The sequence below is a fragment of the Faecalicoccus sp. LCP19S3_E2 genome, from assembly GCF_052121255.1.
In the GTDB taxonomy this organism is placed as follows: domain Bacteria; phylum Bacillota_I; class Bacilli_A; order Erysipelotrichales; family Erysipelotrichaceae; genus Faecalicoccus.
This window is the reverse complement of sequence record NZ_JBQKEP010000013.1, coordinates 1-15341: the sequence shown is the minus strand read 5'-3', so window position 1 is coordinate 15341 and position 15341 is coordinate 1. Positions and strand designations below refer to the sequence as shown.

Sequence of the window (15341 nt, the reverse complement as noted above, 5' to 3'; positions counted from 1 at the left end):
CCTATCCTTTTATTTCATTTTTGCGATCGCATCGATCGTTTTTGTGATCGAATATGCTAAATTTTCCAGTTTTTGCGGCCCTGTCTTCAATGCCGTCATAAAATCCATGGCTCGATCTGCACTAGAGAATACACCGGCAAAGCCGGCATCATACAAATCCATATATCCGATACCAAGTGCGCCGCTTAGACAAAATACCGGCTTTCCATGCCTTTTTGCCAGCTGACCTACACCATATGGCACTTTGCCATAAAGCGTTTGATGATCACTTTGCCCCTCACCGGTAATCACGATATCACTTTGGGCGATCACATCTTCCAAATGATATTCCTGCATACATAATTGAATGCCGGGAACCATTTTGGCATGCAGAAGTCCTGTCAAAACCGCTCCAATACCACCGGAAGATCCGGAGCCTTCATACTGATTGATATCTACATGAAAAAACTCATAGATCTTATCGCGGTAATGTCGCATGGCTTGATCGACCTCTTCCAACTGTGTCGGATATAAGCCTTTCTGTTTTCCAAAAGTATAAGCAGAGCCTTGTTTGCCCAACAGATGATTTTTGACATCGACCGCAATTAGGATTTCGACATCGTTCCAATCCACAAAGTGTCGCTTATCGATATAATCAACCTGCCCCAAGCTATAAATACCGGCTCTTAACCGTCGGTGTGAGGCATCAAAAAAATGCAGTCCCAACTCCTGCAACATTCCCATGCCGCCATCGGTTGTACTGGTACCACCTATTCCCAATAAGATCTTCTTATATCCTTTGGCTACCGCATCTTTTAATAAAAGTCCTACGCCTCGGCTATTGGCAATCATTGGATTTCGCTTTTCTCTTTCCACCATATTTAACCCAATGCAGCTGGCAACCTCCATAATTGCCATATTTTGCTCAGGTACGATACCATAAGTGACTTCAATCGTCTTTCCATATGCATCCAAAACTTGCGCTGTGCTTGTATCGCCATGGTAAATATTACGGAAAATCTCAGCGGTTCCTTCTCCTCCATCGCACATAGGAAACTCATACACAGTATGACTTTCATTTGCGCTTTGAATTCCGGAACGAATACATCTGCAAACTTGTACCGAAGACATGCAGCCTTTAAAGGAATCACATGCAACTACAAATTTCATATATTCATTCTAACATACTTTACATCGAATGTATGAAAAAACAAATCCTTTTTGTTTCTTATTTTCATAATTTACATTTTTATGAAAACAACATCTTGTTTCCCGTTTTGTGAAAAAAAACACAAAAAGGAGATTTTCATGTCCTTAAAACGTGATATAATCTGAATATTGAAAATCGAAAGGAATTCTTTATGAAAAAACATATATTGATCGGTGTAACCGGAGGTATAGCCGCTTATAAAGCCTGCGATCTGGTCAGCCAGCTAAAAAAACAAGATATGGAGGTTCGCGTCATGATGACAAGTCATGCGGCAGAGTTCGTTTCTCCTTTGACATTTACGACCTTATCCTCTCATCCATGCGAAGTTGACCTCTTTGATCCATCCAATCCGGACCCCATCGCCCATATCAGTCTTGCGAAATGGGCCGATCTGGTGCTTTTGATTCCCTGCACGGCCAACGTGCTTGCTAAAGTCGTGCACGGTATTAGTGATGATCTGGTCACAACGACATTTTTGGCCTGCACCTGTCCAAAATGGATCGCCCCGGCCATGAATGTTCATATGTACGAAAATCCAGTCACACAAAACAATTTAAAGCTTGCCAGAGAATTAGGCTACCAAATCATTGAGCCGGTTGTTGGTCATCTGGCATGTGATGATACCGGAAAAGGAAAATTAGCCGATATCTATACTGTACGCGACATGATCGTGCGCTCCTTTCAACAAGAAAAGCCCTTATCAAACAAAAAGGTGCTGATCACGGCCGGGCCCACACAGGAAGCTATCGATCCGGTACGATTTATATCCAATCATTCCAGCGGCAAGCAAGGCTACGCGATTGCCAAGGCTGCCAAAGAATTAGGAGCGGATGTCACCTTAGTATCCGGGCCGGTTTCTTTACCACCGGTCGATGGTGTTCATACCATTTCTGTGACAACTGCTCTGGACATGTTTGAAGTGATGAAGGAAGAAGCACAAAAAGCAGACTATATCGTCATGGCTGCAGCCGTAGCGGATTATCGTCCTGCCAAAGTCGCATCCGATAAAATCAAAAAGACAAAGGAAGAAACGCAAATCGAAATGGTGCCTAATCCAGATATACTGGCATGGATCGGCCAGCACAAACAAGAAAATCAGATTGTCTGTGGATTTGCGATGGAAACCAAAGATTTAGATAAAAACGCACAAGAGAAATGCATTCGCAAAAACTGTGATCTGTTGATCGCCAACAATCTAAAAGTAGAAGGTGCCGGTTTTCAGACCGATACGAATGTCGTGACGCTCGTTTCAAAAAACACCTTGAAGCATTTGCCAAAATGCACAAAAGAAGAATTAGGCTTTTTGATCTTGCGTACCATGAAAGAAATTGAAGAAGGGAAATCTTTATGTTAGTTGCCATTGATATTGGAAATACAAACATCACCATCGGTATATTTGATCAAGATACTTTGATCGGAAATTATCGCTTAACAAGTAAAGTTCGCCGTACCAGTGATGAATATGGATTTATGTTGAAAACATTTTTAGACAGTTCCAAAGTCTATAAAGAAGACATTGAAGACGTGATTATATCCAGTGTAGTTCCTAAGATCATGCACTCCTTTCAAAACGGAATCGTAAAGTTTTTAGGCATCGAACCTTTGATCGTACGTCCGGGCATTAAAAGCGGCATCAGTGTACAACTGGAAAATCCAAAAAGTGTAGGTTCCGATCGAATTGCCGATTGCGCCGGAGCTTACTTTGAATATGGCGGACCTGTTCTTGTCATTGATTTTGGAACCGCGACCACTTATGACTATGTCGATGAAAATGGTTGTTTTAAAGCTGGTTCAATCAGTGTCGGTATTGAAACCGGTGCTAATGCCTTATGGACACAAACAGCCCAGCTTCCTGAAATTGAAATCAAAAGACCTACTACGATCTTAGCCAAAAACACCAAAGCCGAGATGCAGGGCGGTATCTTTTATCAATATTTAGGCGGTGTGGAATATACCATCAAACAATATCGCAAAGAAATCGGAAAGGATTTTAAAGTCATCGCCACCGGTGGTTTAGGCCGTGTTGTTTGTTCCCATATTCCTTTGATTGATGTCTATGATCCCAATCTCATCTTCAAAGGTCTAAAAATCATCTACGATAAAAACAAGGAGTCCGAATAACTCCTTGTTTTGTTTTATTCATTTTCTGTTTCTTCCTGTGAAGTCTCTGTATCTTCTGCCGGCTGTGTTTGTAGGATCTGTTCGATCTGATATTGCTTACCAAAAACACGCTGTACATATTCACTAAAACTTTGATTTTGTATTTCCTGCTCACTCATATAAGCACGTTCCCCAAAAATGTCTTGTGTCTGCACTTCATTTCCATCATTGATTTCCGGCACACAAACCAGATAATACAGCGTTCTTGTCTGGTCCTTCCATGTAAAATCTAATCGGCAAATCTGGATGATACGATCGGTTGCTTCCGAGGAGTAGGATTTCAAAAAAGCCGCATAAGTCACCTGCAGATTGTCTAATTTCCAGTTTTCATCCTTATCGGTAGAACCATTCAGCGCTAGAATTTCCTGTGAATGATCTTGAACATAGGATCGCCCGGCTTCTAAAACATCCTCTAAATAGGAAGGAGTGATCTGCGATAAAGAAGCATACCGGTCCAACAATCCTTCTACAGTCAGTTCTGTTGTCGTGTTTGTGATCTGATAATGATATCGCTGTGCCAAATTTTCATCATAGGTCGCTGTAATCGTCACCACTTCGCCATTGGAAAGATCATGATTCGGACTCACTTCAAAATCCACCGTATCTAAAAATTCCTGCATTCTTTGATTCAAATCGTCTTTTCGAGCACTGACGTCAATGGTTGCCATACCATTTTCTCCGGTATAGGAAACTTCTATGTTTTCGGTGATGTCAATTTCAACCGTTCGTAAGAAAAAGAAATAAGCCATGCTGATGAGGATCGTTCCCATCGTGATGATCGATATAAAATAGATGACTTTATCTTTGATTTTTTCTTGTTCCATATGGATATTCTAATCGAAATACGATGCGTTTTCCAGTGCCTGCTCCACATATTCCAACATCGCCGTATCGCTTTGGAGCTCCAGAATTTCTTTGGCATCCTGCACACAGCATTCCATCATCGCCTGATCTGTATTTAAATTGGCAAACAAGAAACCGGGAACACCACTTTGACGAAAGCCGAGTACATCACCGGGACCACGTGTTTTTAAATCGTATTCGGTAATGGAAAAACCATCTGTGTATTTCTCTAACATTTTTAATCGCTCTATGGCTGTTTCTTCCTTTGTCGAACTCAACAAATAACAATGCCCCTGCCTTGGACCTCGCGCCACTCTTCCTCGCAGCTGATGCAGCGTACTTAAACCAAAACGATGCGCATCATAAATCACCATCCATGTCGCATTGGGAACATCTATTCCAACTTCAATAACCGTAGTGCTGACAAGGATATCAATTTTGTGTTCGGCAAACTGCTGCATAGTTTCCTCTTTTTGAGCCGCGCTCATCTTTCCATGCAACAAGGCAATCGATACATCCTTTAATGTCTTCTTCATACCCTCATAAATGGATTGCACACTGCGCAAAGAAGTTTCTTCATTTTCTTCAATAGACGGACACACCACATATCCCTGCCATCCGTCTTTGATTCCCTGCAACAACTCTTTTAAGATGGGTTTCATGCTGGAACCGGGTACATACTGGGTCTTTACCGGTTTTCTTCCCGGCGGCATGGTCTTGATATTGGATACATCCAAATCGCCAAACAGGAAATGAGCGGCCGTTCTTGGAATTGGGGTTGCTGACATCATCAAAAGATCGACGGCTTTTCCCTTTTCCAAAAGAGATCTTCGCTGACGTACGCCAAAGCGCTGTTGTTCATCCACGATCACAAAGCCCAGATTTTTAAAGGAGACTGCTTCCTGAAACAAGGCATGCGTTCCTACCACCAATAAGATACTTCCATCAGCCAGCGATTCCAAAATCGTCTTTTTTTCCTTGGCACTTAAACCGGCTACGTAAAGATGCACCGGTAATCCTTGTTTTTTTAGGTTTTCATAGTGCTGTCGTGCCAAAATCTCTGTAGGCGCCAAAAAACAAGACTGACAACCTGAAAGATAAGCGGCATAGAAAGCCGTGCTGGCCACCATGGTTTTTCCACAGCCGACATCGCCCTGTATGATACGAAACATGATCTTGGTACTGGATAAATCTTCCAATACATCATCGATAGCTTTTCTTTGATCTGGCGTGCATACATAGGGAAAGCTCTGTACAAATTCTTCCACTTTCTTCATCGAAAAACGCTTTGGTTTCTTACTGATTTGTACTTCTTCTTTATGTAAAGCCTGCATAACACATTGAAAGAGCAAAAACTCTTCATATTTCAAAGTGCGTATAGCAGCCTGTAAAGCCTTTTGGCTCTGTGGTTTATGAATCTGATGAAGAACGGTTGAAAGATCCAAAAGGCGATATTTTTTAACCAGTCGTTCCGGTACAACAGATTCTATCGTATCGGCATAAGGCAAAGCGGCATCAGTAATGGCTTGTATATCCGATTGTTTCATTCCTTCGGTTAAAGAATACACCGGTATGATCCCTAACTGCTTTTCGATCGGTTTAAAATTATATTGGGCTACTGTGACATTATTCTGTCCTTGATACGTTCCAAAACAAGTGATCTTTTTTCCATAGGTAAACTGTGTCGTCCATGGACGATTAAATAAAGTGATCGTTAATTCTTCATTCCAGCTGATAACTTTAAACTTTGTCATAGAACGATTCTTGCCAAAGCGAACCACAACTGCCTTTGAACAAATCAAACCTTCAAAACAGACATTATCCTTTACTTTCCACAAAGAAAAAGGCACTGCCTGTCTGGAATCATAACGAAGAGGATAGATACGCAGTACATCTTCCACCGTTTTCGCATTCATCTTTTGAAGAAAATCACTTCTTCTTTTTGTGAGTTTTAGTTTTTTTAGTTCCATGATCGATCCATGTCACTCCCACCTTTGATAAAAAATTACATTCCACTACAAGATAAAAAAGTCCGGTCAAAAATAAAATGAAAAGATTCATCAACATTGTCGTATTCAAGCCGGCCGAAGCCCACATCACAAAGGCAAACATCCAGGAGAACATCGGATTTCCAAAAACGAGAATGCTCGAAAGAATCGCATAGCCATCAAAGCCTGCTCCAATGGAAAAAATACCTCTTGTCAGCGTATCGACAAATAAAACCAACAATAAGATCATACAGTATTGATTCCAAATGGATTTAAAGGAATGTAGAAACTTATCCTCGATATAATCTTTGATTTCTTTTGCACCGGTGATGTTTTGTGCCAAAGCACTGTACATACATAGCTGCAAAGGCTGTGCCAGTACGATCAACAGCGCGCATAATACTTGATAAGGAATCGATACATACCATTGATCCAATGCATAGACTACACTATGTAAAGGCGACAAAACACCTAATGTTATGATCAATAAAACGGCTTCCACAACCAATATCGGCAATAAAACCTCTTTTGTCCGTTCAAATTTAACTTTCCAGATCTTGGTACAAATCCAATATAAACCAACCGCGGATGCCATTCCCAAAAGAATCGTATATACGATCAACAATAGAGAAGAGCCTAAAAAAATCGTTCCGTAAATATAAAATAAATTATAAAGAAAACTCAACAAGATAGCCCACCCCATAGGTGCCATTATATTCTTAAAGGAAAAGCTGGGTTTTCTTTTTGTAAAAGTCTGCTTCATATTATTGCCTCCGTTTTACAGTGTAACAGAATCCTGGCCGATCCACAAAGCCTTTGAAGTCGGTGCATGACCAATCAGGGAAGTGTGAGAAACCGGTATATTGAATTGCCTGCCCCAATCGATCAACCATTCTCGATCCTGATTTTGATCCAGTTCAGTAAACTGACCTAAAAGAAGAGAATCGATGGAAGAAAAAACATGCATCATTTCCAGCTGTGCCAGATACGAACGAATCCGGTAGCGATTGCCGGAATAGCTTTCTAAGAAAAGAGAACGTCCTTCCAGATTTGGGAAATATTCTGTTCCGGCCAACTTTAAAAAACAGCGAATATTTCCACCGATATAAGCTTGATTCGTATATACGATCGAAAAATCTTTATTCACCAAATTCAATACTTCCTGTATGGGCTCATGATGACGAACCTGAAACAACAATACCTTCTTTTTTAGCCCCAGAGCATTTAATACACAAGTCAGATCACTATACCCGCAAAATATACATGGACTCTTTTGATACGCCAAAAGATCAACATACGGAAGGCATTCATTGGCAAGATCACCACCACTCACATCAAAGATAAAATCAAAATCTTCCTGAAACCACTGATTTAAATGCATGGCTCTTGTCTTTCCATCGACATCTTCACTCAGGTAGGGCGTAATCTTAACCAAATGCCCTTCTTTTTTTAAAGCTTGACATACATTTTCAATCGATTCCGGATAAACCGGATTTGACAAACGGCATATTCCAATCTTACTAGGCATAGTGCTCTCCTTTACACTCTTTTTTAAGATGGTATAATGATACCATCTTAAAGACAGAAAACAAAGAAAGGGTATGAACATGGAAAAAATCGCAGTTGTGACAGATACCGGTTCCAATATGTCCTTTGAAGAAGGCAAACGTCTGGGAATTCATGTACTTCCTTTGCAGATTACCTTCGGGCAAACCGCTTATCAAGATTTAGAAGAAATAACGACCGAACAAATTTATCAAAGATTAAAGAACAAGGAGCTTCCTAAAACCAGCATGCCTGTTTATTCACGCATTGAAACTTTATTTAAAAAGCTTCAGGCTGATGGATATGATACGATTTTGGGGGTTCCATTAACATCCGGTCTTTCCACCACAGCAGCTACTATGCAGAGTGTAGCACAGGAAATTGGCATTTCTTTTGTATTATTAGATTGTTTCAGCACTTGTCAGATACAAAAATATGTGGCCATCCAAGCTAAAAAATTAGTAGATGCACACAAATCATCCAAAGAAATCTTGGAATGTCTGCAGCCAAAAATACAGAATGCGAATTCGATCATCCTGGTAAAAGATTTAGAACACTTAAAACGGGGCGGTCGATTGACCCCAATGGCTGCCAAACTGGCTTCTCTGTTAAAAATCTTCCCGATCTTACAGATCAATCAACAGACAAACGGAAAAATCGATGTCTTTTCAAAAGTACGCACCGAATCCAAAGCTTATCAGTTTGCACTTGAACAAGCAATTCAACAAATGAAAGATATTCAACATACAAAAGCTTTTTTGATTCATACGGAATACCAGGAAGGCGTTGATTTGATGAAAAAGACACTGTTAGAAGCCGGTATGCCGGAAGAAAACATTCAATTTGAAGTCATCAGTAGTGTCATTGCCGTACACACTGGTATGAAATGTACATGTTTGCAGTTTATAGAGGAGGTATAGTTTATGAAAACAGTAACTATTTGCATAACAATGGAAAACGGAAAAGAAATCAAAGCTGAGCTTTATCCGGAAATTGCCCCAAAGACCGTAGAAAACTTTGTGAACCTAGTCAAAGATCACTTTTATGATGGTTTGATTTTCCATCGTGTAATTCCCGGATTTATGATTCAAGGTGGCGATCCATTAGGAACTGGCATGGGCGGTTCTAAAAAGAACATTCCCGGGGAGTTCCAATCTAACGGATTCGTCAATCCTTTAAAACATGAACGTGGTGTTCTTTCTATGGCCAGGGCTATGGACCCAAATTCCGCCAGCTCGCAGTTTTTCATCATGCATCAGGATGCTCCACATCTAGATGGACAATATGCCGCCTTTGGAAAAGTTTTAGATGGCATGGACGTGGTTGATGAAATTGCCAATACACCAACCAATTTCCAGGATCGTCCTTTAACTGAACAAAAAATGCAGTCTATCGTACTCATTGAGGAATAACATGAAAAAGGAAATTGATATCTTAAAGGAATCGCAAAAAGTCCTGTCCAAGTTAGATCAAGGCATTCTTTTAACCACGAAATATAAAGAAAAGGTCAATACAATGACGATTGGCTGGGGTACGATCGGCATCGAGTGGGGATTACCCATCTTTATAGCCTTTGTGCGTACAAGTCGATACACCAAAGAAATGTTAGATCAATCCAAAGAATTTACTATTAATGTTCCTGTCGGTCAAGATGTCAAAAACATCATCGGTTATTGCGGTACTCGCAGTGGAAAAGATCACGATAAGATCAAAGAAATGGATCTAACCTTGGTTCCCGGTGAAACGGTTAATGTACCAGCTATCAAAGAAATGCCGCTGACTTTAGAATGTGAAGTCTTGTATAGCCAAAATCAGGAGCTCCACAAAATACCGGCAGAGCAACAAAAGCGCTATTATCCACAAGATGTAGATTCTTCGGTTCCCGGAAGCAATCAGGATATCCATGTCATGTATATCGCTCACATTAAAAAAGCATATATTTTAGATTGATACAGCAGCTGTTCATTTTGACAGCTGTTTTTGTTTGCAGGCTTTCAAATTCTATTTTTCAAAGATATCCTTGTTTATCCTAATATCCCTTAACTCTTTCCCATATCGTTTGAACTTATTATTAGCACGACCTTTGCATTCGTTTAGTCCGTGGTTTTACTTAGTAACTTCCTTCTCTACTATCCCCAACACCTTATTCAAGCAAACATAATGCAGAAAAGGCATTTCCTGTGCAATGCCCCTAGTTCAAACCTAGATTTGATTTTCCTAACATACGATCTTTTTGATCATCTGTCATTTGAGACCACATTTCTTCAAGAACCATGTTCCAATTGATCGGAGCCAATTCATCTCGCTGTTCCTGTGCAATGATTGCCGACAACAAAGCAACAATATCTCTTTGTTTCAGATCATTACGCAAGATCGGCATGATACGTTGATTCCCCATACGAAATAAGGCAAGGACCATATCTACATCAACTTCCATGTCAGCTGCCAGGTTCGTAACGGTAGAAATAACGTCTTCCAACTTTTTTGTGGATTTGATCTTTTTTGTCTCTATCATAAATTTTCCCATCCTTTCTGTTATATATATACGTAAAAAATGGGAAACTTTATTAATTTTTTTTCGATTTTTTTAATTTTTTATCTACGAACTGGTTTAAACCCGAAACGACTGCGAAAATTATCGGTATATTGATAAGCACATAAAGCTTTTGTATCCATGTCAACTCCCCTAATTCAATACAAAACCAGGCCTGCAAAGATGGTACAATGCAACAAACGATAAAGGCCGAGCACATTAGAATCACTAAAAGCATTCTTAATTTTGTCATCGGCTTACACACGGAAATTAACACACATAGCGCATTACATCCGGCAAGTAAAGTACACATCGTAGAGAATTGTGTATAAGTTAAATTTTGATGCCCTAAAACATCAAAACAATAGACACCAATAACAGCCAGCAAAATACAGAATGCACCCGGTAAAGCCTTGGAGAAAACAGTTCTTAAAAAGTGCCCCTGTACGCGTGTTGTATTCGGTTCCAGTGTCAGTACAAAGCTTGGAAGTCCTGTTGCCAATGAAGATATCAGCGTCAATTGAATCGGTAAAAACGGATAGCTTTCCAATAAAAATAATGTCAACAACGAACATCCTAAGGAAAGCAATGTCTTAACTAAAAACAAAGAAGCCGTTCTTTGAATATTATTGATAACGCAACGTCCCTGATTCAAAATGGAAGGCAAGGCCGCAAACTGATCCTCCAACAATACTAAAGATGCGATGTTTTTGGTAGCTTCGGAACCAGACCCCATCGCAATGGAGCAGTCTGCTTCTTTTAGAGCCATAACATCATTGACACCATCGCCGGTCATTGCTACCGTGTGCCCTTGTTTCTTTAATGCCAGAATCATATCTCGTTTCTGTTCCGGTGTAACACGACCAAATACAGAATGTTCTCTTAATGCCAAATCAATATCCTGTACAGTATTCATATCAACCGCCAAGCTTTGCACCCCTGCTTTTTGTGCAATCGCCTGCACGGTATTGGCATCATCTCCGGAAATGATCTTAATATCGACCCCCTGCTTGTAAAAATAAGAAAGGATCGTTTGGATATCTTTTCGCAAAACATCCTGGATCAAAATCAAACCGATTGGTTCATGATCCCCCAATAAAGAATGTTGTACACTTTCTTTAGCCTTGCATAACGTTAAAACACGAATGCCTTGTTTGGCGTATTGTTCAATTTTTTCCACAATCGATGCATCCGGCTGTTTCACGATAAAAGGATAAGCACCTATGATATAGCCTTCTTCTTCAAACAATACAGCACTTGCCTTACGAGAACTGGAAAAAGGTATGATCTGTTTAACCGGAACCACTTCAACCGGGCAATACTCACGAATAGCTAACGCTGTAGCATTCTCATCCTGTAGAGCACCAAACATTCTGGAAAGGATCGTACGAATTTCATTTTGCGAATAGTCTGATAACGATTCGATTCCGGTCACTTTCATACTGCCTTCTGTTATCGTTCCGGTTTTATCAAGACATAGTGTGTCCACTCTTGCCAATGTTTCAATACAGTAAAGCTCCTGTACCAGCACTTTCTGATTCGCCAGGCGCAAAGCACCAATCGCAAGCGCAATACTTGTCAATATGACAAGCCCTTCCGGAATCATGCCTACAACAGCTGCAACCGTGCTTAAGATCGATGCGTTCAAACTATATTGCGAAATAAAAAAAGACTTCAAAAACAACAAAATACCTGCCGGAAACAATATGATCGTACAAAAACGAATGATCGAATTGATTGAATCACGAAGCTGTGAAGGGTATTTCTTCTCTCTTTTCGCATGTTTCAAAATAGAGTGGACATATGTATCCTCCCCGACATGTACAGCCTGCATCTTGGCATGGCCTGCCTCCACATAGCTTCCTGAATATAAGGTATCTCCTTGATTCTTATGGATCGCATCACTTTCTCCTGTCAATAGTGATTCATTGCATTCTACTTCACCAGAAACAAGGAATCCATCTACACAAATCTGATCACCTGCCTGCAGTAAGATCAAATCATTTTCCACAATTTCATCCACTGGGATTTTATCGATCTTTCCATCTCGTAAAACATGTGCTTTTTGTTGATTCAACAATGCCAACGCATCCAGCTTTTTCTTTGATCGCACCTCTTGAACGATTCCAATCAGAGCATTTCCAATCACAACGCCCATAAAAAGCATATTGCGATAAGAACCTGTCAAAATAACTAAAAAGGCTAAGAAAACATTGATCGCATTAAACAAAGAAAAAATATTTGCCTGTAAAATCTTTTTGTATGATTTTGAGCTTTGATCTTCTATTTTATTCGATTTCGCATTTAAGACTTGACTGGCACTCAGTCCTTTATCCATATCGGTTACTTTAATATCTTTTATGTCCATATTTCTAGTATAACAAAAAATACAGATTCAAATCCTAAAGAATTATTAACATTTTCCTGTGATGTTTAACTTTTATTAATGATGACGTTCTGTCTTTTTAAAAGGTTCTGGTCTTCAAATATCGTTTCAATAAAAATGAACAAAAATAAGGTATGGTCAAAATATTATTTTCAAATCCGATGTTCTGTGACGTGATTTTTATTCCTTTTTGAATATCAGGATATTGTTCAATTTGAATCAAAGTCTGTAATGATTTTGATGTTCCTTTCTTGGCTTTTACTTCAACCGGTATTAAATGATCAATGGTGCGTACAAAAAATAATGAGCTTCTCAATGTATTTACAAAAAAATGAGCGAGTTTTTATGAAATGTTACACTTTTATGAGCCACTTTTGGGTTTCTTTCTTTAGTCTATCGACCCAATTTCTTTCAAGCCACATCTTTTTTAACAATGTCTTGACCATTTCTCTATAGTCATGGCATATGTTATTTGTTCCAATGGAAAGTTAAAAATAAGGCATTAATAATCACATATAAAATTTCTTATGATACACTTTACCATTGAATAATTTCATTTTCTTTAAAAAACCTCTTTAAAAGAAAGGTAAGAAAATAAGGGAATGTAAAAATATTCTTTTCAAATCCTATATTATTCATTGAAAGTTTAATGCCAAAATTTAATATTTTATTTTCTAGAATTTTATTCAATGAAACGGCTTTTCCTCTTTTTGCCTTTACTTCGATTGGGACTATTTCATTTTTTACTCGAATCAAAAAATCTAATTCGATCGTAGAATCTTCATTCTTATAGAAAAACAAATCCTTATACCCTTGTTTAACTAGGGATTCCGCTACTAAATTTTCAAATAATGCCCCACTATAAATATCAAAATTTGCATTCTGTACAAAATCCTTTTTTGATTCATCGTCAATGGAAGCCACCAAAAATGAGGTATCTCCATAATACATCCTTAAATTATTATCTATTTCATTGCCTTTCAAAGGTAATGTCAAATCCATAACGTTATACGCTAAATTTACTATACCCGCATCTTTAAGCCATTCTTCACATCCTCTGTAATCTCTGAATCTGGCACCATGTCCCAATTTAGTAATTTGGTATTTGTGGTTCTCTTTCGCCAGTTGAGATGTGATATGTCTATATACATTTAAAACTCGAGCAGTGTTTAAACCTTCAACATAATTTGTAATATCTTCTTCATAATTTAAATGAATCTGTTCCTGCATCTCGAAAATCCCACTGAAATTCTCTTGAGTAATGAATCGATCTACAATTGCAGGCATCCCACCACAATAAATATATTGTTTAAACAAACCATTTAATGTATTGAATAAGAATTCGGGAAGTGGTTTTAATTCTTTCATAAATTTATAGATATACTCAATCTGATCTTCTGTATATCCTTTAGCCCATAAAAACTCTTCAAAATCTAATGAATACATCGTATAGTCTGTTTTATAACCTACAGATATACTACTTACTTTCTTATATCTAGCGCCTAATAGCGATCCACTACATATTACATCGTATTCATGTTGTTCATAAAAAAACTTTAATGATGTAGCCGCATTCGGATATTTTTGGATTTCGTCAATGAATAATAAAGTTTTTCCAGGAATAAAATTAAAATTTGGATTCACCAAAGACAAAGCCATGATTATATCTTTTGGATTACTAGTATTTTCAAAAGCCTGTATATATTCCGGATTACGAATAAAATTCAGTTCAACCAGACTCTTATAGTTCTTTTTTGCGAATTGTCTGATTGAAGTTGTCTTACCTATTTGTCTTGCCCCCTTAATAATCAAAGGATATCTATCGTCGTTATTTTTCCAATTCTCTAAAACCAGATCCACTTTTCTTTTTAACATATTGACCACCTTATGTATATTAAACACATTTTTAGATATGTTTTCAAAGATGATGTCCACATTTTTAGATGATTTTAGTCCTTGATTTTACACATTTTTGAAAACCGATTGAATTGCTTCATGCAGAATGAAAAAACTTTTTAGCTGAAATAAAACTTCTCTAAAAGATTTCAAGATTGAAAAGATTTCATATTCAATGTTCAACTGCACAAAAAAAGCCATACGATTTCAAGTATGACTTATATCTTCTGTAATGGTGTATTGGAGAGTTTCTCAACCGCCATGGCATACGAATCAATTTGTACATTTGTTTCGATAGCCAACTGCAAAGAAAACATCAGAAGTCGAGTATCAAACGCCTGAAGATCCTCGTTATAGTAAATCGCAGGATACTGCTCTAATTCACATAACATTGTGTCCAACTTTTCTCTATTCACAATATGACTAAGGCCCACAACCACAACATTTTCCTGTGACACTGCTTTTAACCCATTCAACAATGCCACATATGGAGTATCTGCCATTTGTACCATCATCATCTTCGGTGATGGTCTTTGGGCCAACTTTAAAAGCCATTCTGTACTGCAGCTGACTACAATTTGTCGGCAGCGATCATCCTTCTGAAACACCTGCACCGATGCTTCCAAATTCTCATAAGAATCCGTTTCATCCATACAATCATCAAAAATCAAAGCTGAATACTCCATACTCTGATCTGGTCCCTGTCAAGTGGACACATTAAATAAGTAAAAATTCTTGCCCAATTGGTATTATGCTGATTGGGCTTTGTTTTTAAGTGATTCCTTATATTTTGATATTCTA

The 15341-nt window shown here is 38.6% G+C and carries 15 protein-coding genes; 5 read left to right on the top strand and 10 right to left on the bottom strand.

The window, feature by feature from the left end:
- Positions 1 to 9: 9 nt before the first annotated feature.
- Positions 10 to 1149: a glycerate kinase family protein gene (locus ACTQX6_RS10440; RefSeq protein ID WP_294688058.1), complete on the bottom strand. Its 1140-nt coding sequence runs from the start codon at positions 1147 to 1149 to the stop codon at positions 10 to 12.
- A gap of 191 nt (positions 1150 to 1340) precedes the next feature.
- Between ACTQX6_RS10440 and coaBC the strand changes: the two genes are divergently transcribed.
- Both coaBC and ACTQX6_RS10430 read left to right on the top strand, forming a co-directional pair.
- Positions 1341 to 2543 (top strand): bifunctional phosphopantothenoylcysteine decarboxylase/phosphopantothenate--cysteine ligase CoaBC, encoded by a 1203-nt coding sequence (gene coaBC / locus ACTQX6_RS10435; protein ID WP_117446017.1) that lies wholly within the window; start codon positions 1341 to 1343, stop codon positions 2541 to 2543.
- Positions 2537 to 3310, top strand: coding sequence for a type III pantothenate kinase (locus tag ACTQX6_RS10430; protein WP_117446018.1), 774 nt, complete (start codon positions 2537 to 2539; stop codon positions 3308 to 3310). The genes coaBC and ACTQX6_RS10430 overlap by 7 nt, the downstream gene beginning before the upstream one ends.
- Positions 3311 to 3324: 14 nt before the next feature.
- Here ACTQX6_RS10430 and ACTQX6_RS10425 read toward each other — a convergent pair whose 3' ends face one another.
- Genes ACTQX6_RS10425 through ACTQX6_RS10410 form a run of 4 tightly spaced genes read right to left on the bottom strand, consistent with a single transcriptional unit; the run spans position 3325 to position 7708 of the window.
- On the bottom strand, positions 3325 to 4173 hold the full coding sequence (locus ACTQX6_RS10425) for a hypothetical protein (RefSeq protein ID WP_294688066.1): 849 nt from the start codon (positions 4171 to 4173) through the stop codon (positions 3325 to 3327).
- A gap of 9 nt (positions 4174 to 4182) precedes the next feature.
- Positions 4183 to 6162 carry an ATP-dependent DNA helicase RecG gene (gene recG / locus ACTQX6_RS10420; protein ID WP_294688069.1) on the bottom strand — a complete coding sequence of 660 codons (1980 nt, stop codon included), beginning with the start codon at positions 6160 to 6162 and terminating at the stop codon, positions 4183 to 4185.
- Positions 6122 to 6943, bottom strand: a complete 822-nt coding sequence (locus ACTQX6_RS10415) for a hypothetical protein (RefSeq protein WP_195222644.1) — start codon at positions 6941 to 6943, stop codon at positions 6122 to 6124. Before ACTQX6_RS10415 ends, recG begins: the two co-directional genes overlap by 41 nt.
- 15 nt (positions 6944 to 6958) lie before the next feature.
- Positions 6959 to 7708, bottom strand: a complete 750-nt coding sequence (locus tag ACTQX6_RS10410) for an LD-carboxypeptidase (protein WP_195222645.1) — start codon at positions 7706 to 7708, stop codon at positions 6959 to 6961.
- A 79-nt stretch (positions 7709 to 7787) separates the two neighbouring features.
- On the opposite strand from ACTQX6_RS10410, the gene ACTQX6_RS10405 reads away from it, so the two are divergent.
- The 3 genes from ACTQX6_RS10405 to ACTQX6_RS10395 are packed head-to-tail and all read left to right on the top strand — an operon-like array spanning position 7788 to position 9675.
- Positions 7788 to 8645: a DegV family protein gene (locus ACTQX6_RS10405; protein WP_168965243.1), complete on the top strand. Its 858-nt coding sequence runs from the start codon at positions 7788 to 7790 to the stop codon at positions 8643 to 8645.
- Positions 8646 to 8648: 3 nt separating this feature from the next.
- Complete coding sequence (locus ACTQX6_RS10400; RefSeq protein WP_022790520.1) at positions 8649 to 9137, top strand: peptidylprolyl isomerase; 489 nt, start codon at positions 8649 to 8651, stop codon at positions 9135 to 9137.
- A gap of 1 nt (position 9138) precedes the next feature.
- A complete protein-coding gene (locus ACTQX6_RS10395) occupies positions 9139 to 9675 on the top strand; it encodes a flavin reductase family protein (RefSeq protein WP_294688073.1) in 537 nt (178 codons plus the stop codon).
- 241 nt (positions 9676 to 9916) lie between these two features.
- Here the strand turns inward: ACTQX6_RS10395 and ACTQX6_RS10390 are convergent, their stop codons facing one another.
- From ACTQX6_RS10390 to ACTQX6_RS10370, 5 genes are all read right to left on the bottom strand, one after another.
- Positions 9917 to 10240, bottom strand: a complete 324-nt coding sequence (locus ACTQX6_RS10390) for a hypothetical protein (protein ID WP_195222648.1) — start codon at positions 10238 to 10240, stop codon at positions 9917 to 9919.
- Positions 10241 to 10292: 52 nt separating this feature from the next.
- Positions 10293 to 12626, bottom strand: coding sequence for an HAD-IC family P-type ATPase (locus ACTQX6_RS10385; protein WP_294688077.1), 2334 nt, complete (start codon positions 12624 to 12626; stop codon positions 10293 to 10295).
- A gap of 97 nt (positions 12627 to 12723) precedes the next feature.
- Positions 12724 to 12960: a hypothetical protein gene (locus ACTQX6_RS10380; RefSeq protein WP_229035677.1), complete on the bottom strand. Its 237-nt coding sequence runs from the start codon at positions 12958 to 12960 to the stop codon at positions 12724 to 12726.
- 221 nt (positions 12961 to 13181) lie between these two features.
- Positions 13182 to 14519 carry an ATP-binding protein gene (locus ACTQX6_RS10375; protein ID WP_272002849.1) on the bottom strand — a complete coding sequence of 446 codons (1338 nt, stop codon included), beginning with the start codon at positions 14517 to 14519 and terminating at the stop codon, positions 13182 to 13184.
- A 239-nt stretch (positions 14520 to 14758) separates the two neighbouring features.
- On the bottom strand, positions 14759 to 15211 hold the full coding sequence (locus ACTQX6_RS10370; protein ID WP_441657719.1) for a hypothetical protein: 453 nt from the start codon (positions 15209 to 15211) through the stop codon (positions 14759 to 14761).
- Between the last annotated feature and the right edge of the window lie 130 nt (positions 15212 to 15341).